This is a genomic window from Microbacterium sp. LWS13-1.2 (genome assembly GCF_040144835.1).
In the GTDB taxonomy this organism is placed as follows: Bacteria; Actinomycetota; Actinomycetes; order Actinomycetales; family Microbacteriaceae; genus Microbacterium.
Map to the genome: position 1 here is coordinate 2,748,408 of NZ_CP151632.1, position 19,107 is coordinate 2,767,514.

At 69.2% G+C, this 19,107-nt stretch carries 14 protein-coding genes; 9 read left to right on the top strand and 5 right to left on the bottom strand.

Going from position 1 to position 19,107, the window contains the following annotated elements; genetic code table 11:
* The first annotated feature begins 27 nt into the window (after positions 1 to 27).
* The gene (locus MRBLWS13_RS12915) at positions 28 to 9,006 is read left to right on the top strand and encodes a DUF5979 domain-containing protein (RefSeq protein ID WP_349425756.1); all 8,979 of its coding nucleotides are present in this window, start codon (positions 28 to 30) and stop codon (positions 9,004 to 9,006) included.
* A gap of 175 nt (positions 9,007 to 9,181) precedes the next feature.
* On the opposite strand, the gene MRBLWS13_RS12920 is transcribed toward MRBLWS13_RS12915, so the two are convergent.
* Together MRBLWS13_RS12920 and MRBLWS13_RS12925 are read right to left on the bottom strand one after the other, a co-directional pair.
* A complete protein-coding gene (locus MRBLWS13_RS12920) occupies positions 9,182 to 9,940 on the bottom strand; it encodes a Pr6Pr family membrane protein (protein WP_349425757.1) in 759 nt (252 codons plus the stop codon).
* Positions 9,941 to 10,034: 94 nt separating this feature from the next.
* The gene (locus MRBLWS13_RS12925; protein ID WP_349425758.1) at positions 10,035 to 10,280 is read right to left on the bottom strand and encodes a hypothetical protein; all 246 of its coding nucleotides are present in this window, start codon (positions 10,278 to 10,280) and stop codon (positions 10,035 to 10,037) included.
* A gap of 43 nt (positions 10,281 to 10,323) precedes the next feature.
* Between MRBLWS13_RS12925 and MRBLWS13_RS12930 the strand changes: the two genes are divergently transcribed.
* Positions 10,324 to 11,070, top strand: coding sequence for a peptidase dimerization domain-containing protein (locus MRBLWS13_RS12930; protein ID WP_349425759.1), 747 nt, complete (start codon positions 10,324 to 10,326; stop codon positions 11,068 to 11,070).
* 28 nt (positions 11,071 to 11,098) lie between these two features.
* Here the strand turns inward: MRBLWS13_RS12930 and MRBLWS13_RS12935 are convergent, their stop codons facing one another.
* Together MRBLWS13_RS12935 and MRBLWS13_RS12940 are read right to left on the bottom strand one after the other, a co-directional pair.
* Positions 11,099 to 11,596, bottom strand: a complete 498-nt coding sequence (locus tag MRBLWS13_RS12935) for a hypothetical protein (protein ID WP_349425760.1) — start codon at positions 11,594 to 11,596, stop codon at positions 11,099 to 11,101.
* A 66-nt stretch (positions 11,597 to 11,662) separates the two neighbouring features.
* Positions 11,663 to 12,934 (bottom strand): DUF222 domain-containing protein, encoded by a 1,272-nt coding sequence (locus tag MRBLWS13_RS12940; protein ID WP_349425761.1) that lies wholly within the window; start codon positions 12,932 to 12,934, stop codon positions 11,663 to 11,665.
* Between the two features lie 249 nt (positions 12,935 to 13,183).
* Here MRBLWS13_RS12940 and MRBLWS13_RS12945 point away from each other — a divergent pair, with 249 nt between their 5' ends.
* From MRBLWS13_RS12945 to MRBLWS13_RS12975, 7 genes are all read left to right on the top strand, one after another.
* Entirely contained in the window at positions 13,184 to 13,732 is a 549-nt protein-coding gene (locus tag MRBLWS13_RS12945) for a flavodoxin domain-containing protein (RefSeq protein WP_349425762.1), read from the top strand.
* Between the two features lie 185 nt (positions 13,733 to 13,917).
* On the top strand, positions 13,918 to 14,304 hold the full coding sequence (locus tag MRBLWS13_RS12950) for a YciI family protein (RefSeq protein WP_349425763.1): 387 nt from the start codon (positions 13,918 to 13,920) through the stop codon (positions 14,302 to 14,304).
* A 112-nt stretch (positions 14,305 to 14,416) separates the two neighbouring features.
* Complete coding sequence (locus MRBLWS13_RS12955; protein WP_349425764.1) at positions 14,417 to 15,661, top strand: sigma-70 family RNA polymerase sigma factor; 1,245 nt, start codon at positions 14,417 to 14,419, stop codon at positions 15,659 to 15,661.
* Positions 15,662 to 15,797: 136 nt separating this feature from the next.
* Positions 15,798 to 16,325, top strand: a complete 528-nt coding sequence (locus MRBLWS13_RS12960) for a DUF1269 domain-containing protein (protein ID WP_349425765.1) — start codon at positions 15,798 to 15,800, stop codon at positions 16,323 to 16,325.
* A gap of 162 nt (positions 16,326 to 16,487) precedes the next feature.
* Entirely contained in the window at positions 16,488 to 16,865 is a 378-nt protein-coding gene (locus tag MRBLWS13_RS12965) for a DUF2255 family protein (protein WP_349425766.1), read from the top strand.
* Between the two features lie 240 nt (positions 16,866 to 17,105).
* A complete protein-coding gene (locus MRBLWS13_RS12970) occupies positions 17,106 to 17,237 on the top strand; it encodes a hypothetical protein (RefSeq protein WP_349425767.1) in 132 nt (43 codons plus the stop codon).
* Between the two features lie 27 nt (positions 17,238 to 17,264).
* The gene (locus MRBLWS13_RS12975) at positions 17,265 to 17,666 is read left to right on the top strand and encodes an ester cyclase (RefSeq protein WP_349425768.1); all 402 of its coding nucleotides are present in this window, start codon (positions 17,265 to 17,267) and stop codon (positions 17,664 to 17,666) included.
* Positions 17,667 to 17,707: 41 nt separating this feature from the next.
* On the opposite strand, the gene MRBLWS13_RS12980 is transcribed toward MRBLWS13_RS12975, so the two are convergent.
* A complete protein-coding gene (locus MRBLWS13_RS12980; protein WP_349425769.1) occupies positions 17,708 to 19,018 on the bottom strand; it encodes a diguanylate cyclase in 1,311 nt (436 codons plus the stop codon).
* Positions 19,019 to 19,107: the final 89 nt, after the last annotated feature.

Below are 19,107 nucleotides of genomic sequence, written 5' to 3' on the forward strand. Positions count from 1 at the left end.
GTGCGCGCTCAGGGGGTTGAGGGTTATATGAATCGGCGTAGAGGTTTCCTGGCGGGCATCACAGCACTGACGCTGGCTGCTGCATCCGTCTTCGTAGGCGTCGCGTCGCCCGCCTTCGCCGTCGCCGCTTTCTCGATCCAGAAGATCGCGGTCGAATCCGGTCCGTTCGGGCCGGGCGACTCGGTGACCTATCAGATCACCGTCAACTGCTCGTCGACGAACGATCCAGGCTGCTACAACACGCTCGTGAGCGACCCGCTCCCCGAGCCCCTCATCTTCAACCCCGCCTTCACCGACCCGGTCTCGGTTCAGATCAACCCGCCCGCCGGGCAGCCCGCGGGCACCTACGACCTCCAGATCGACTCCGCGACGAACACGTTCACCGTCGCGCCCGGTCTCGACCTCACGGCTGATCCCGTCCTGTGGCCGGCCGGGTACAGCATGACCATCACGGTGAACGCCATCGTGGACCCGGCCGCCGACGGCACCTGGGACGGCGCGACGGTCACCAACACCGCGACCGCCACCGGCGACAACGCGCCGAGCACGTCGGCGTCCGCCGAAATCGTCCTCGATGTCGACACCACGCTGCTGCCCAGCATCACCAAGGCCGTCAGCCCGACGAGCACCCTTCCCGCAGTCCCCGGGCAGCCGGTCGACTGGACGGTGACGCCGGGCAACGGCTCCAACCAGAACGTCGACACCATCGTCGTGCAGGATCCGGCGACGCCGCCGACGGACTTCGGCGGCTACCTCGATGTGACGGGCTACGACGTCACCGCCCCCGCCGGCACTACCGCCACCACCACCGAGTACTACGTGGACGGCGCCTGGACGACCACCGCACCCGATCCGATCTCCGCCTCCGGCGGCATCCGTGTCACCTTCACCGGCTCGTTCGCGCCCGGGGCCACCGGCGAGGTCGTGGTGCACACCACGACCACCGACGCCGTCACCGACATCCCGGACGGCTCCGAGGCGACCGTGACGAACATCGCGTCCTCCCTCGTCACCAAGGGCGACGACGAAAGCGACCCGGTGACGGACGACGCGGGCATCACCATCGCGCAGCGGCTGCCCGACGTCGCCATCGCGAAGTCGTTCGGCGACAACACTCTCGTCAGCGGGCAGAGCACGACGGCCAGCATCACGGCGACGGTCGGCGAGCAGGACGTGCAGACGCTCACGGTCGCCGAGCCGTCCGCGGGCACCTCGACGTTCACCGAGCAGGGGCTCAGCTTCGACGGCTTCGGCGCCGGGGTCGCGTGGCCGGTCGCCGCGACATCGGCCGAGATCACCTACACATACAGCGACTGCGCCGACAGCACCGCGACGACGTCGACGGTCGACACGCTGCCCGACCCGACCGACGCGTGCACGGTGGAGGGCTTCACCGTGGTCTACTCCGCCGCCGGCGACGACATCGTCTCGGGCGCATACGCGACCATCCCTATGGACGTCACCGCACTGTCCACCGAAGAGGCGGTGGCGAGCACGAACGTCGTCGACACCTCCGTCGAGAACACCAACGGTCAGACCGGGGTGGCCGACACCGAGGCGCCGTTCACCATCGAGCCGCTCACCATCGACACCAGCGTCACCAAGTCCATCAGCCCCGAGCAGATCTTCGGCGTGCCTGGCACGGATGCGGATGTCACCCTCACGGGCAACGTGACGCCCGAGTCGACCGCCGGCTCGGAGCGGCTCGTCATCTCGGACCCGGAGCTCCCCGCCCTCGGCTCCGAGTTCTGGGACAACTTCACCGCGACCCAGATCGACAACACCGATATCCCCGAGTGCACGACCCTCACGGTGCGCTACTGGCCGAAGTCGACGAACGGCGACTGGACAGACTTCCCGGGCGCGACCGCCATCCCCGGTCCCGAGGACCTCTGGTCGTACTCGATCCCCGCCGACCTGCAGGACGACATCGGCGGCATCCAGTTCGAGTACCTCCCGCTGGATGCGGAGGGGTGCCCCGAGCTGCTGCAGCCGGGCTTCACGGTGGTGACCCACATCGACGTCGAGGTGACGCAGCCGCACGACGAAGAGGTGACCTTCACCAACACCGCCCAATCGCTGGTCGACAACCCCGACGCCGGCGGCGAGCAGACCGACAGCACTTCGGACGACATCGACCTGCTGCCGATCGACGGCGGCCCCGGGCCCGACTTCCTCGACAAGGAGTGGACGCCGGACGACGATGTCCCGGCACTGTCGGGCGACGTCCGCACGGCGCGGCTGTGGTGGTCGACCGACGGCCTCAACATCACCGAGATGACCCTGACCGACATCTCGGAGACCGAGGACCCGGAGAACAGCGTCGCGTCGGTCTACGACGCCTTCGACCTCGTGGCGATCGATCCCGTCACGGCATCCACCGACCCGCTGATCGTGAACGACGTGGTCACCGAGGTCTCGCTGTGGCTCGACGGCGAGGGCTGGACCGACATCACGGACCAGGCGTGCGCCAACGGCTGCGACGGCCAGTTCGGGGGCTACGAGCTCACCGCCGAGCAGAGTGCCGCCGCGCTCGCTGTGCGGGTCGTGCTCACCGAGAAGACGGCGGGCGCAGGGGTGGGATCGTCGTACGATCGCCGGCCCTTCGACCTGGACTTCCGCGTGCGGGACACGCTGCGCAGCGACCCCGGTCAGTGGGTGCTCGGAGACCTCCACCCGTACGGCTACAACACCGACCAGGCCGGCTTGGTCGACAACACCGCGAGTGCCCACGGCGTGAACGCGGCGACCGGAGTCGACAGCGTCGACGTCGCCGCCGACACGATCCTGATCGTCGACGAGCCGATCAACGCGACACTCACGAAGGAGTTCGACCAGGAGCAGCTCGGCCTGCCGGATCCGGCGCTGGACGTCGACCCGGCCGACTATCCGCTCATCAGCGCAACGCTCGTCGCGACCAACACGTCGGCAGCCCGTGTCACCGGCATGGTGATCTCCGACCCCGCGCCCACGCAGGCCGATCCGACGGCATTCGACACGCTGAACCTCTACGACATCGACGCGATCCGGCTGCCGTCCGGGATCACCGAGGCCGAGACCACCGTCACCCTGACGATCGGAGGCGCGGCCGTCCCTTATACATATGCCGAAGCCCTCGATCTGGACTTCTCGGAGCTGCGGGACGCGACCGGCATCTCTGTCGCCTTCCGCAACGACGAAGGCGGCGCCGTGATCGCGTCGGGCGCGACCGGCGGCCTCACGCTGACGTGGCAGCTGCGCGACGTGCTCCGGTCGGACCCGGGCACGCCCGTGACGGTGACCCCGGCAGGCGAGAGCATCCAGAACGATGCGCACACCCAGCTGGAGAGCCCAGTCCTCGAGGACTGCGCCGACAATCAGTGCGGCACCGGTGCCGCCGACGCGAGCGACGATTTCCAGATCGTCGCGGCGAGCTACGCCATCGAGACGACCAAGTCGATCACTCCCGAGTCGGTCTACGAGGACCAGTCCAAGAGCTACGTCACGCAGCTCGGCGGGCGTCCGAACGGCACCGCTCGCACCACCTTCTTCAGCCTGACCGACACCGCTGCGACGTTCTGGAACACGATGGACTACGTCGGCGCGCAGATCACCGTGCCGGCGCCCGTGAACCGGGTGGCGATGGACGTCCTGGTCGATGACGACGCCGGCAGCGATGTCGAGTACACCGTTGTCAGTGGAGAGCTCGTGGCCACCTGCGACGGCGCGCCGCTGACCGACGACTCGCCATGCTGGGTCGACGGCGAATGGACGGATGCCGCCGCCGGCGACATCGTCAGCTTCGACCTGCCCGCCGGAGTGACGGACGAGGGCACCGTCGTCGGCGTGCGCTTCCGCGCGCAGGAAGTGGATGCCGAGGGAGACGTGCTCCAGTGGGAGCGCCCGTACAACCCGCAGCTGACGTTCTCGCTCACCACGATGCGCCGCGACACGCTGCGCAGCGATCCGAGCGTGCTCGTGTCGACCACGCGCCCCGACCTGCAGGCGAACCCCGGCGAGACGGAGCCGGGCGTCATCAGCGATGACGTGCAGTCGTTCAGCACCGCCCAGTTCGGAGTACAGGAGTTCGAGCAGGCGGGTGAGGCGGCCGATTCCACGGTCGTGCTCCACCGGCCGAACGCCGTCAGCGTCACGAAGACCCGCGGCTCGTCGTCGCTGATCGGCGCCGGCGGCACCATCCCGTACGTCATCACCGTCGCCAACACCGGCCAGTGGAACATGACCGGCCTGACGGTCGTCGACCAGGTGGAGACGGATGCCGAGGGCTCCCTCCTCGTCGAACCCGATCCCACCGCCTACACGTTCGCGCTGAGCGGCACGGGCGCGCCGAGCGAAGACCCCGGCTTCACGGCATCCCTCAACGAGGCGACCGGTCTGCTGACGATCCAGTCGCCCGCCGACTTCGTGTTCAATGCCGGGTGGACGCTCACCGTGAACGCGCCGCTGCTCTTCCGTGACGATGTGACGCCTGACACCACGGTCGGCAACGAGGTCACGGTCTCGTCGGACCGCCTCTTCGAGACGTGCCAGGGGACGACCGTCCAGGACGGCAGTGACCTCTTTCCGAAGCCCGTCGAGAACACCCCGCCCGGCGTGCCCGACTGCTCCGCCGACACGGAGATCACCCCGTTGGCCTCGGCGACGATCGCCGCGAAGAAGTATGTGCGCGGTCTGGACGCGGGTGATCCGGACGTCGCCGGCGACGAGGACCTCGGCGTGCTCAACGTGGACGGCGATGCGGCCGCGTGCGATCCCAGCCTTCCCGGTGTCACCAACCTCGGCTTCTACTCGTATCCCTGTGCGCCGGTCACTCGGCCGGGCGGCACCGAGCAATGGCGCGTCGACTTCACGAACACCGGGAACACGAGCGCGCGGGTCGTCGCCGCCGTGGACACGCTCCCCGACCAGAACGATCAGGGTGTGATCGTGCCCGGTGATCGCGGCTCGCAGTTCTCCGTGACGCTGACGGGCGGTGTGACGGCCAACTTCGCGGACCTCGCCGACAGCGCCTACTCGTCGTACGGCATCTACCTGTCGCCGGTGCAGCTCAGCCAGAGCTGCAACGACAACGCGATCAAGGTGTTCACCGAGGACGCCGCTGCGGACCCCGCGTGCGACTTCGACTGGGAGCTCGCGAGCGCCGCCACGCCTCCCGCGACGCTGCAGGCCGCCCGCAGCGTGCTCCTCGTGCTCGAGTACTCGAACCCCGACGAGCTCTCGCCCGCTCCGGGCCTGCGCCCGGGTGAGACGCTCCGGCTCCTCTACGACACGCAGACGCCGTACCTGCTTCCGGCGGAATCGGCGGTGCCCGAAGGCCTGCCGATCGCGTACAACTCGTTCGCGACGGCATCCCGGTCGAACGCCACGGTCACTCAGCCGGAGCGCCCGTCGCTCGTGGTCGAGCCGCAGAAGGTCGGTATCGCAGCCGCCACCGGGCAGCTGCTGCTGTCTAAGGTCGTCGAGGCGCCCGACTTCGCGACCGACGTCGACCTGCCCGACAGCTATCCGCTGCTCGTGACCTGCCTCTCGGGCGGCCAGGAGGCGACGCTCCTGCACGCCGACGGCAGCGACGCCAGCCGTCCGTCGGTGGATGCCGACGGCACGGTCCTCGCCTACAACAGCATCACCGGACCGGTGAACCTGCCGCTCTTCTCGACGTGCACCGTGGTCGAGGACCCGCTCATCCCCGGCGTCACCGTGACGGTCGATCCGGAGGACGGCGTCATCGCCGACCGGGACTGGAGCGAGGAGCCGTCCGTCTGGGACCCGTACAGCGGTGACCCGGAGCAGGCCTCGATCGAGGTCACGAACGAGTACGCGACCGGTGGCTTCACCGTACTGAAGAGCGTCGACAACGGGGGCGCCGAGAACCAGGACGGCGAGCCCATCGTCTACGAACGCACCTACTCCTTCTCGGCGAGCTGCACGTTCCTCGACCAGGAGACGATCCCCGAGGCCGACCTGGAGTTCACGCTCGCCGACGGGGAGTCGAAGACGTTCTCCGACATCCCCGCCGGCGCGGAGTGCACGGTGACCGAGACGGACGCGGCCGGTGCCGCAGGAACGACCGTCGTCATCACCGAGGACGGCACCGAGGGTGACCTGCTGGAGTCGACGGAGGCCTCCTTCACGGTCCTTCCGTACGACGAGGGCTCGACCACGGCGCTCACCCTCGTCGCCGTCGAGAACGCCTACACCGTCGGCGCCGTCGAGGTCACCAAGGTGATCGCCGGGGCCGGCGGAGAGGTCTGGGGCGGTGCCACCTTCACCGTCGAGATGTCGTGCACGCTCGACGGCGTCGCGCCCGACCCCGTGTTCGAGGACTCCACGACCCTCAGCGCCGACGATCCGACGTGGCTCGTCGAGAACCTGCCGACGGGCGCCGAGTGCACCGTCACAGAGACGGAGGACGGCGGCGCCAACTCGTCGACCGGAAGCGTCACGGTCGTCGTCGGCGACGATCCTGCGGCACCGGTCGCAGCCGACATCACCAACACGTTCACCGTCGGCTCGCTCGAGGTGCAGAAGGAGCTCGAAGGCGCTCCCGCCAACGCTCTGGACCCGGCGACGACGTACGAGTACGAGGTGAGCCTCGCGTGCACGCGCGTCGTCAACGGCGAGACCGTCGACGTGTCGATCCCCGGCGGGGCGACGCGCACCATCACGGGAGCCGGCACCGCGCTGTACGAGGGTCTGCCGACCGGTGCCGAGTGCACCCTGACCGAGACGGATGACGGGTTCGCCACCGAGCAGACGATCGCACCCGCGACAGTGACCGTCGGTGACGGCGAGACGCCGGTCGTGGTCACGGTGACGAACGAATTCGACAACGGCTCGGTGTCGGTCGCGAAGACGGTGGATGCGCCGGAGGGCTTCCCCGTACCGGCGGAGTACACGGCGACCGTGTCGTGCACGTGGCAGGGCGCTGACGTGCCGCTCGCCGACGACGGCGTCGTGACGATCGTCCCCGGCGAGGACCCGGTCGTGATCCCCGACGTCCCGGTGGGATCGGTCTGCACGGTCGAGGAGGACGACTTCGGTCAGACCGGCACGACGGTGACGCCGTCGTCGATCACGGTGACCGCTGCCGGCGAGACGTTCGCGCTCGACATCGAGAACACTTACGAGTGGGCGTCCCTCGAGGTCGGCAAAGAGGTCGAGTCCGAGAGCCCGTTCGTTCCGACGCAGTTCGAGTTCCAGGTCGTCTGCACCTTCCAGGGCGAGACCGTGGTCGACGAGACGTTCACGCTCGACGCGGGTGACACCGAGACGATCACCGAGATCCCGGCGCGCTCCGAATGCACGGTCACCGAGACCGACGATCGCGGTGCCGACGGCACGGTCACCGCCGCGGGCGTACCGGGTGCGGAGGGCGAGCTCGCGCCGCAGATCGACCAGGAGACGCGCACCGTGGTGATCCCCGAACTGCAGCCCGACAGCACCGCCGTCGTCAACACCGTCACGTACACGAACCTGTTCGATGCGACAGTGCTGGTGCTCGTGAAGGAGTTCGAGGGAGCGGGCGCCGACCAGTTCGGGCTCGACCGGACGTTCACCTTCACCGTCACCTGCGTGTACGCCGGAGAGACGGTGATCGACGCGCAGCTGGAGCTGAACGCGGGCAACGGCTGGAGTTCGGCCGTCTACGACGTGGTCGCAGGCTCCGAGTGCACCGTCGTCGAGGACGACCTCAACGGCGCGGACGCCGTGGTGATCGAGCCCAACGACGGTGAAGACACCTCGATCGGGACGGGCATCGTCCCGGAGGGCGGTGGCCTCGTGACGGTGACCGCCACCAACTGGTACCTCACCGGCTCCCTCGAGGTGACGAAGACGTTCGCCGGCGACGGCGCCGAGAAGTTCGGCACCGCGGCGTACGAACTGCGTCTGGTCTGCGTCCGCGACGGCGAGATCGTCGACATCCCCGACGGCGGCATCCGTGTCGTCAGCGCGGACTCGCCGACGGCGCTCTGGGAGAATCTGCCTACCGGGGCCGAGTGCCGCCTCATCGAGGTGGACGACGGGGGAGCGAACGAGACCGAGATCCTGGACGCGGAGGGCAATGTCATCGCCGGCGACGGCGAGGGCTACACCTTCACCGTCGAGACCGATCCGACCATCCTGAGCGTCGACGATCAGCCTCAGCCGAGCCTGCAGGTCCGCAACACCTTCAACCTGGCGCAGGTCTCCGTCACCAAGACGGTGGAGTCCGAGGCGACGGGCATCGACGGCGAGCCGATCTCGTACGGCCCGTTCGAGGTGACGCTGGACTGCCTCTGGAACGAGCAGCAGGTCGCTGCCGCCGAGCCGATGACGCAGACGATCGCGGACGGCGAGACGGTGACGTGGACGGAGCTGCCCGAGGGTGCCGAGTGCACCGTCACCGAGACCGACACGGCGGGCGCCGAGTCCACGACGATCGTCGTGACCGAAGGCGGCGAGGCCGGTGATCCGGCAGCGGCGACCACGGCGTCGCTCGCACTGCTCCCGAACACGGATGCCGAGGATCAGACGTCCGTGGCGATCGCCAATGCCTTCGGCGTGACTGATCTGCGCATCTCGAAGGTCGTCGACGGCACGGCGGCCTCCACCGTGACGCGCACCTTCCCGGTGGACGTCACCTGCGTCCTCATCGACCCCTCGCATCCCGCACCCGGGCTGGTGGTGCACGACTCGTCGTACGAGATCGGCGGTCCTGACGGTCTCACGGCCGAGATCGTTGACCTGCCTGCGGGCAGCGAGTGCACTGTCGCCGAGACGGATGCCGGTGACGCCGACCAGACGACGATCACCGTCGATGGTGAGGAGCAGCCCGGAACCACGGGCTCGGTGACCCTCGCGTCGGGCCAGGTGACGATCGTCTTCACGAACACGTTCATCGCACCTCTCCCGCCGACAGGGCTGGAGGGGCGCGGCGTCGTGATCGCGCTGTCGGCCGGGCTGGCCGTTCTCGCGAGCGGTCTGGTGCTGGTGATCGCGGCGATGCGGCGGCGTCGGCTGAGCTGACCGTGACGAGAAGGTGGGGCCGGATACTCCGACCCCGCCTTCTCGTGCGGCCACGCTCGCGGTGGCGTCGGTCAGGCTGAAGCGCACGCCGATACGGGCGTGTTGGAGGGAGGCTACAACGTGTCCGCCGCATGGAGAACAGAACGCACAAACAGTCCCCGACGGCCGTTGCGCGTCACTCCGACAGGGCTCGCGAGGGGACGGATGCCGCCGCCGGCGCCGAGGCATCGGCATCCGTGTCGGCGATACCGATCCGGCGGCCCCACCACACGACGAAGGCCCCGACCGCGACGATCGCGAGCGCGATGCCGATGACGTAGACGATCACCGAGAGCCAGCCGCCCGGGTTGTTCGGATTCAGAAACGGATACGGGTACCAGAACGGGTCGCCCGAGACGGGGTTGGTGACGAGGGGTCCGCGGATCATCGTGTACACGGCCCAGAGGACCGGGAAGACGACCACCGCCCACAGGCTGCGCCACGGCAGCGACCGGCGCAGCGGGCCCACGAAGACGTCGGCCAGCAGGAACAGCGGGCCGATCAGATGCAGCACCTCGTTCGACCACGGGATGGGCGCGCTGCCCTGGGGCAGCTCGATGCCCCGCAGCAGTGCGTTGTAGACGATCCCGGTGATAATCATGAAGGTGCTCGCGCAGGCGAGCGCGACGGCCAGTGCCCGGGGCTCGGCGATCGCTCTGCGTCCGCGGGTGAAGTACCACACCGCCGCCCACACGAGCACGATCCCCGCGAGGGCGTTCGAGAGGATCGTGAAGAAGCTGAAGAAGTTCGCGATCGTCGTGGTGACGTCGCGGCCGAGCTCGGCCGCCGTGCCGATCGACTTCGACAGCTGCGCCGTGATCGCCGCCACGGTGACCGCCGCCATCGCCAGCCGCAGCACCGTCCACACCGTCGCCCATGCCCGAGAACGCGTCATGCGCACACCATACCGATCCGGGTCTGTCGGGTCGTGTCGTGTCGCGGTGTGACTCGGCGTGGCGCGGGTGCCGCCACCGGCGCCCGTCGTCGGGTTACCCTCGGGCGCGGTGGAACGTCCGCCGCCCGAGCTGGAGGATGATCTCGTGTCGACGCTGCTGGAGGACGAGGCGCTGCTGTTCGTGCAGGAACTGATCCGAATCGACACGGTGAACACAGGAGTGCTCGCGACCATCGGCGACGGCGAGACCCGTGCCGCGCAGTACGTCCAGGAGCGCCTGGCCGAGGCCGACATCGCGTCCGAGCTCGTGGAAATCGCGCCCGGGTCGCGGGTCGCTCATTGCGCGCATCCCCGGACGCGATCGGGATGCCGGTGCCCTGCTGGTGCACGCGCACCTCGTCGCGACGAGCGAGAAGGGCGTCGCCTGGGCGACGCTCAGCGCCCGAGGGCATGCCGCGCACGGCTCTCGGCCGACCGCCGACAATGCCGTGGTGCGCCTCGCCCAGGCGGTCGCTGCGGTCGGCGCTCATCGGTTCCCCGTGGTGCGCACTCCCGCGCTGCAGCGGTTCCTCGATGTGTTCGGCGAGGCGCGCGGGCTGGCGTTCACCGACGAGTCGCTCGCCGCCGACCTGGAGAGCCTCGGGTTCGTGTCGTCGCTGGTCGGCGCGACGACGCGCAACACCGCGACGCCGACGGTGCTCGCCGCGGGTGACAAGACGAACATCATCCCGGCCGAGGCCTCGGCGCGCCTCGACATCCGCATCCTCCCGGGGGAAGACGAGGCGCTGCGTGCCGGGCTGCGAGAGGTCGTGGGCGACGGCATCGAGATCCGCGAGGGGCGCTGGTGGTCGGCGACCGAGGCGCCCGTCGACGCCCCCATCATCGGCATCCTGCAGGACGCGATCTCGCACGACGACCCCGACGGCGTCGTCGTGCCGTACCTGCTGCCGGCGAGCACCGACAACAAGCACTTCGCGAGGCTCGGCATCCACGGCTATGGCTTCGTGCCGCTGCGGGTGCCCCGCGACTTCGACGTGTTCGCCCAGTTCCACGCGGCCGACGAGCGCGTCCCCGTCGACGCGCTGCACTTCTCGGCGCGTGTCACGGAGCGCATCCTGCGAACCGCCTAGAACGACGGATGCCTCGCGCCGAGGTTCTTCAGCCGCCGAACCGCTCCGCCTGCATCCGCATGGCTGCGGTGGCGGCATCCTCGTCCCACACGCGCGGCTGCGCACCCTCGAGTGCGCGGGCGAGCGGCACCCAGCCGATCCAGCGCAGCGGCTCCCAGTCGGGCGCGGGCGTCAGCGCTTCGAGATCGCGGTAGTCGTCGACGCGCACCCGGTCCCACGCGTGCACGACCCGGCCGTGGCCGAGGCCGAGCCCCACATGTCCCCAGTCGCGGCGCTCGCCGAAGATCTCCCCGACGCTCTCGTAGAACGCCAGGGCGTGGACGGGCGGCTCGCCGGTGTTCACCGATGCCGCGTAGAGGCGCGCCGATTCGGCCGCGTCGTCGCCGCCGAACAACTCGAGGTCGTTCGAGCGCTCGATCGCGTCCTCGACGAACGCAAGGCAACGCGTCGCGTACGCCGTCGATCCTTCGCGCGCGAGCGCCCAGGTCACGGCGTTCGCGCCGCACGTCTCCACATCGAAACTCATCAGCAGCAGGCTAGCGAACGTGCCGGACCATCCGTTTGGCTCGGTCGGGGCGCGGCGGTCGTGCGATCAGAACGGCGCGTCGGAACTCTCGGTGGAGCGGAACACGGGGACCGCGCGCTCCGGCTTGACGAGGTAGTGGCGGCCGGAAGGCGAAGTCCATCGGATCGCGCCGCCCGAGCCGGGGACTTGTTCGATGCTCCAGTCGGTGTGATGTCGGACGGTGTGGTGGCCTTCGCACAACGGTGCGAGATTGGTGAGTTCGGTGTGTCCGCCGAGGGCCCAGTCGACGTTGTGGTCGACGTCGCACCGGGAGGCCGGCATCCCGCAGCCTGGTCCCATGCATCGATCGGCACGCCACTTCACCAGCTTCTGAAGTGCGGGTGGCGGCCGGTACTGGTCGCGGCCGACGGAGAGCACCATGCCCGTCTCGGGGTGGGTCAGCACTCGCGTCCACCCGGATGCACCGCCCGCGAGTTCCCGCGCCACGGGCAGCGGGATCGGTCCGATGCCTTCCACGACCGGCGGGTCGATCCCCGCCGCGGCGCGGGATGCGTCGGAGTCGTGGAGGAGCGCGAGAACCGGTGTGGTGACGAATACCGTCGCCCGCGCACCGCGGGCGTGGTCGGGGTGGATCTCGGTGGCGCCGTCGATGAGCAGGTCGAGGACGACGTCGGCGCGTACTTGGTCGAGGGTGCGCGTCTCTCCATCGCGGACCTTCATGGCTTTCGCCATCGCGGTCACCCGAGAGACGGCGGCGTGGATGGCGACCATGGGTGCGTAGACGTGCAGCCATCCCATCCCGCCATCGTCGGGCTCGACCGCGATCCGTCGCCTTGTCACAGCCCTCTCGTAGCGTTCGGTGAGGGTGGCCGAGCGGACTTTGTCGATCAGTGTGCGCAGCTTGCGGCGGAAGGTGCCGACCGCCTCCGACTCCGCCAGCACGATGCCCGACTCGAGCACCTGGGCACGGAACTCCGGCTCGAGTTCGTTGACCGCGGCGACAAGGATCTGCGCGTGCACCTCGGTGATCTGTGCCCGCTCCATCGAGACCAGCACCGCCGGGTAGGAGTGCACCATCGCCTCGGCGAAGGTCAGCAGCTCGCCCGCGGCGTGCTCGGTGATCCGAAGAGCGGCCGCCAGCTCCAGCCGCACGCCCCGCTCTACGACCTCGGTCAGAACCCGGCCGTTGCGCGTCGCATCGCGAAGCGCCTCGCGCCGCATCGCATCGATCCGCTCGAGCCGCTGCGCGGCGAGCACCGTCATCATGGTGGCTGCCTCGACGACCAGATCGAGTTCATCCGGAAACACCTGGTAGGGGATGTCGGGATCGGTGAACATGCTCCAAGGCTAGAACATACCTACGACACTGAGAGTGCTTTCCCACGAGCATGACGGAGCGAGAACGCGCGCGTCGTGTCGTATCGCGCACGGCAGGACCTTCGGCCCTGCAGTCGGTGCCCCTGCCGCACAGGCTGAGTCGGGGCCGCGCCCGCGGGGGGCCTTCTCCGCAGACAGCACTCACGGGACCCGACAGGCGGGCTCCGCCTCGGCTCTTCAGCCACAGAACGCGAGTCAAGGAGATTCACCATGAAGGTACTCGTCGCATATGAGAGCAAGTACGGCGCAACGGAAGGCATCGCGGAGCGTATTGGCGAAGCGTTGCGCGAATGCGATCTCGACGCTGACGTCATCCGCTGCAGCGAAGTGCCCGACGTCTCGGGCTACGACGCCTTCGTGGTGGGGTCGGCGACCTATGAGTTCAATTGGCGGAAGGCTGCCCGCACGTTCGTCACCCGCAATGCCGGCGTGCTCTCGTCCCGCCCGACCTGGCTCTTCAGCAGCGGGCCGCTCGGCACGGAGACCGTCGATGCGGACGGAAAGGACGTTCTGAAAGGAGCCGAGCCCAAGCAGTTCGCCGACTTCGCGGACCTTCTCCACCCGAAGGGCGCGCAGGTGTTCCGCGGGGCATACCACCACGACAAGATCCGCGGAGCCGACCGGATCGTCGCGTGGATGCCCGCGATTCGCGACGTCCTGCCCGAGGGCGACTTTCGCGAATGGGACGCGATCGACGCGTGGGCGGTCTCGATCGCTGAGCTTCTCGGAGCCGCCGCCCCTCGCCATACCCCAGCCTGACCGGGACGAACCTGCCGCTCAACCAAGCCCCTGGCCGCAACCCAAGGAGTGCCGATCCTGAGAATGTCTCGGGGATAGTGTCGTATCCGAGCGTCGCCGTTCGTGGATCAGGTGTGCGACCCCGTCCGGGTCGCCGCGACCGAGGAGCCACGACATGGCTCTCGTCCCGATGAGAGGAGACGGCAGTGACGAAGTATCTGATCGCATTCAACGACGAGTGGGTGCCCGAGCACACCCCCGACGAACTGCGCGCCAAGAGCGAGGCCTCGCGAGCCCTCCTCGACGACATGAAGGAGGCGGGCGTCTTCCTCTACGCGGATGGCGGAATCGATGCCTCGACCGCAGTCTGCAGCGTCGTGAGCAAGGACGGGAAGCCGGTCTTCACCGACGGGCCGTTCGTCGAGAGCAAGGAGCATCTCGGCGGATTCACCGTCGTGGAAGTGCCGGACGATGAGGCCGCACGCTACTGGGCAGGGCGACTCGCCGTCGCACTGGACTGGCCGCAGGAGGTGCACCGATTCCCGTCAGACGTCTCGGAGATCATCGAACGGCAATCGCGCGTGGCTGAATGACGATGACCCGCTGCATCCAGTCCGCGTTGGCGCCGGCTGAGGACGTACAGCTCGGTGCTGTCGAATCGCGTCCGGCGCGGCTCCCGGCATCCGCTCGGGCTCTGCGGGAGTCGTGACCGGATCCCGCGTCGAGAAGGCCATCGCCCGCGCCCATCACGAGGAGTGGGCGCGGGTGGTGGCCGGTCTCGCCCGTCGCTTCGGCGATCTCGATCTCGCCGAGGATGCAGCCGCCGAGGCATTCGTCGCCGCGGTGGAGCGGTGGCCGCGCGACGGAGTACCGCCCAACCCCGGCGCATGGCTCACCACCACCGCGACGCGCAAGGCGATCGACCGGCTGCGTCGCGAGTCCCATCGCGAAGGCAAACACCAGGCGGCTCAGATGCTGTCCGACGACACTCCACACGAGCCGACCGGGCCGGTCGAGGACGACCGGCTGCGGCTGGTCTTCATCTGCTGTCATCCTGCCCTCGCCATGGAGGCGCGGGTCGCGCTGACCCTGCGCCTGCTCGGCGGGCTCACTGTCGCAGAGATCGCCCACGCCTTCCTGGTGCCGGAGACCACGATGGCGCGACGGATCACCCGCGCGAAGGCGAAGATCAAGGCGGCGCACATCCCCTTCCGGATGCCGTCGGCGGACGACATCCGCGAACGGCTCGCCGGGGTGCTCGCGGTGATCTACCTCATCTTCAACGAGGGCTATCTCGCCACCGCCGGGGATGACCCGCTGCGCGCCGACCTGACCGACGAGGCGATCCGCCTGGGCCGCCTCCTGCGCACGCTCCTTCCCGATGAGGGTGAGGTGACCGGCCTCCTCGCCCTGATGCTCCTCGCTGACGCGCGACGCATCGCGCGCGTGTCTCACTCCGGTGAGCTGGTCACCTTGGACGAGCAAGACCGCGGCGCGTGGAACCGAGCCCAGGTCATCGAGGGGCACTCCCTGGTCCGCGAGCGGATCGGCGCGGTCGCCGCCGGTGCCGCCCCACCAGGGCGATACCAGCTGCTGGCGGCGATCAACGCGGTGCACACGGATGCCCCTTCCGCACGCGATACCGACTGGTCCCAGATCGTCGCTCTCTACGACCGCCTGATCCGGCTCGATGGCTCCCCGATCGTGCGACTCAACCGCGCGATCGCGGTCGCCGAACTGGACGGCCCCGATGTTGCGCTTGCCGAGATCGACCGACTCAGCGAGGCCCTCGACGGGTACCACGCCTACCACGCGGCGCGCGCCGACCTGCTGCGGAGGGTCGGGCGAAGTGACGCATCTCGGAGGGCGTACGACCGAGCCATCGAACTCGCCGGCAACCCGGCCGAGCGGGCGTACCTCACCCGCCGTCGCGACCAGCTCGTGTGGTGACGCGGGACTGGCGAGAATTCACCGTTCAGAGCCTCGCGGGCCGTGTCGCTGCGCAATAGGATCGCAGCACCCTGATGACCCAGAGTCCGAAAGCGACCGGCCGGTCGCTTTCGGAGATCAACCGAAGGAGAGATCGATGGGTACGCAGAACCTCGCACTGGTGGTCGGCTCGTACGACGACACGGACTCCGCGGCAGACGACTACGAAGCCCTCCGAAGCGGCCAGGACACCGGCGGGTACGAGATCATCGGCGCCGTGGTGCTCGTCCGTGACAAGGATGGCAAGGTCCAGGTCAAGGAGCACGGCGACAAGTCCGTGGGCCACGGTGCGGCCTGGGGCGCCGGCGCCGGCGTGGTCGTCGGCCTGTTCGCGCCGCCGCTCTTGGCGGCCACCGCGATCGGGGCCGGCATCGGCGCGATCCTCGGAAAGATCAAGAAGAACCGTGAGGAGAAGCAGTTCGGCGTCGACGTCGACGAGTACCTCGCGCCCGGGACCTCCGCGGTCGTCGCGGTCGTCGACGACAAGTGGGCCGACAACGTCGAGAAGGCGCTGACCAGGGCTGACAAGCGGATCAGCAAGGCGATCGATTCCGACGACTACGAGAAGCTGCGCGAGGCGATCGAGAAGTCGGCCGACGACGTCGTCGAGCAGATCAACTCCTAGCCGTTCCAGGGGAGGCCCGGTGGGCGAGCGCCGGGCCTCGCCTCTCGTCTCACGCGAGACCGCGACTCTCGCTCTCGCCCGCGGTCAGGAGCTGCTGCTGGAGCCCGACGAACGATCGGGCAGGTAGGGTGAGTACCCGCGCAGCAGCCGCGAGAGCGCGTCGTGACCGCCTGGACCGCGGACGAGCTCCGCCGGATCGGCGGCGCGACCGAGCTGCGCGTGACGTCGCAGCGGCCGGACGGGACACTGCGGCCCTTCACCACGATCTGGCACGCCACCGTCGGCGACGCGCTCTACATCCGCTCCGCCCGTGGGCCGGAGAACGGATGGTTCCGCCGGGCGCTGCGCTCCGGCCAGGGTCGGATCAGCGCCGGCGGCGTCGAGGTCGACGTCACCTTCCGCCTTGCCGACCCCGAGGTGCGTCCGAGCCTCGACAGCGCCCTCCATGCGAAGTACGACCGGTACGGTCTGGGCCCCGTCGGAGCCATCACCGGCGACGACGTCCTCGAGACCACGCTCGAGGTCCTGCCTCGACGCTGAGATGAAGCGACGGCCGTCGGCGTCGGGTCCTTGGCCCGACGCCGACCGCCCCGCCCCGGATCGCGCCTCGCCAATTTGTAGAAACAGGCGACAACCGGCCGTTTTGCGCCTACCCTTGGCCTGGCGCCCCAGACCCCCGGCGTTCACCTCGGCACATAGGCCTCCGCGCGAGCCCGCTCCCTCGGCTCGTCGACGTTCCGACCCTGTGCTGCCGCACGCGGCCATCGGCAGGGATCTGACATGACGGAGCAGGACTACTCGTTCGGCAAGGCGCTGTTCGGACGACGCTGGCGAGCGATCGCGCCGATCTTCGACTGGGTCCGCAGGGCGTGGCGCCACGCACTGCCGTCGGCACGCGACTCGATACGGTGACGTCCCCGCTCCCCGGATAATGAGGGAGTGGAGCCGTGGGAGATGCGGGAGTGGTACGCCGAGTACCTCGACGCCTGCAACCGGCATGACCTCGATGCCATCCGCTCGTTCGTCGATCCGTCGGTCCGGCGCGCCCATCTGCCCGGTGGGGCCGAGGCGTGGGTCACCGACATGGCCGACCTGTTCCAGGGCTTCCCCGACTGGCGGTGGCGCCGCATCCAGCTCGTCGTGGAGGACGACCGCGTCGCCGCTCATCTGCGCGGCAGCGGCACCCATCTGGGCACGTTCCGCGGTATCGCGCCGACGCGGCGCCATGTCAATGTGGCCGAGTTCTCGATGTACCGTGTGACCAACCGGCGCATCGCCGAGTTCACCGGTTCCGAGAACGACCTCGAACTGCGTGCCCAGCTCGGGCTGTCCGAACGGTAGCCATCGTCGCGGAAGGTCTCAGAGCGGTGGACGTACCGGACTCAGGCCTGCTCGAGCTCGATCCGGTTGCCGCCGGCGCTCTTCGCGCGGTACATCGCGAGGTCGGCGTGGCGGAGCAGCTGGTCGGCCATGACTCCGCTGCCGGAGGAGGCGACCGCGATCCCGATGCTCGCGCTCAGAGGGGTGGCGGATCCCGTCGGCTCGGCGCGGAACAGGTCGAGGATCCGCTCCGCGATCTCCACCGCGTCGGAAGGCTCGCCGACCTCGCACACCACCACGAACTCGTCGCCCCCGTACCGGGCGACGAGATCGGAGCCGCGCACCGCCGTGAGCAGTCGCCGGCCCACGTCGCGCAGCATCCTGTCTCCGGCCTGATGGCCGAACCGGTCGTTCACATGCTTGAAGCCGTCCAGGTCGATGAACAGCACCGCGCAACCGCGGCCGCCCAGGACCTCGTCCATCTGGCTCTCCAGCACTCGCCGGTTCGGCAGTCCCGTCACCTCGTCGTGCGTGGCGGCGTGCGCAAGCCGCGCCTGGAGGCGAAGGGTGGCGAGCGCTTGGCCGGCTTGACCGGCGAGGGCCTCGGCCAGCGGAGCGGCTTCGTCGTCGAACGTGCGCTCGTGGTGGAACCAGCTGATGAACGCGCCGAAGTCTGCCTCCTCGTGGTGCAGCGGCGCGGCAATGAACGCGCGGACGTCAGCGTCCCGCATCGCCGCACCGAGCCCGGGGACGAGGCGCTCGCCTTCCGCGTCGCCGACCACCTTCACGACCCGCCGTGGTGCGGCCACCATCCCGATGAGCGCATCGACGTCGATGCGGCCGCCCAGCACGTCGGGTCCGGCAGCGATCCGGCTCGTCCGGTCGAGTTTGCGCAGGAGCACGGTCGACTCCTCGGCGCGATAAGCGCGGGCCGTCGTGTCGGCGAGGATCTCGGCGAGCGAGCGCTCCGTCGACGCGGTGGAGAAGGCGACGGACGAGTCCATCACGATCTCCAGTCGCGTCCTGGTGCGGTCGGCCAGCGCATACCGCCGGCGCAGATCGATCATCGCGCGGAACCGCTCGGTCGCCTCGGCCAGCATGAGCACGTCACCGGTGCCACGACGCTGACGGGTCATCAGGACCGCCCGGTCGTGCTCTCGGGCGTGCAGCATCATCCAGGGTCCCTGCGTGGCGTCGGCCGGGAGCAGATCCTCGTGGGAATGGACGAGGAACTCGCCGATCGATCGGCCGACGATCTCGTCGGCTGCGACCCCTGCCCACTCCGAGAACCACTGGTTGGCCGCGGCGATCGTGCCCGACCTGTCCACTCGCACGACGCCTACGGCGAGGGTCTCCGCGCTGCCTTCGTCCACCCCGTACTCCTCCCCGCGCCGTCGTCGGAGCCGGTGCTGGAACCATACCGCCCACCCCCGCCGGGCGTCGTCCGAGGACGTCCGCGACC

Excerpts from the sequence above, each read along its gene's own strand:
- MRBLWS13_RS12915 (WP_349425756.1), top strand. The coding sequence starts at position 28 with ATGAATCGGCGTAGAGGTTTCCTGGCGGGCATCACAGCACTGACGCTG.
- MRBLWS13_RS12920 (WP_349425757.1), bottom strand. The coding sequence starts at position 9,940 with ATGACGCGTTCTCGGGCATGGGCGACGGTGTGGACGGTGCTGCGGCTG.
- MRBLWS13_RS12925 (WP_349425758.1), bottom strand. The coding sequence starts at position 10,280 with ATGAGCGACCCGCGACCCGGGCGCGATTTCCACGAGCTCGGACGCGAT.
- MRBLWS13_RS12935 (WP_349425760.1), bottom strand. The coding sequence starts at position 11,596 with ATGAGTTTCGATGTGGAGACGTGCGGCGCGAACGCCGTGACCTGGGCG.
- MRBLWS13_RS12940 (WP_349425761.1), bottom strand. The coding sequence starts at position 12,934 with ATGTTCACCGATCCCGACATCCCCTACCAGGTGTTTCCGGATGAACTC.
- MRBLWS13_RS12945 (WP_349425762.1), top strand. The coding sequence starts at position 13,184 with ATGAAGGTACTCGTCGCATATGAGAGCAAGTACGGCGCAACGGAAGGC.
- MRBLWS13_RS12960 (WP_349425765.1), top strand. The coding sequence starts at position 15,798 with ATGGGTACGCAGAACCTCGCACTGGTGGTCGGCTCGTACGACGACACG.
- MRBLWS13_RS12970 (WP_349425767.1), top strand. The coding sequence starts at position 17,106 with ATGACGGAGCAGGACTACTCGTTCGGCAAGGCGCTGTTCGGACGACGC.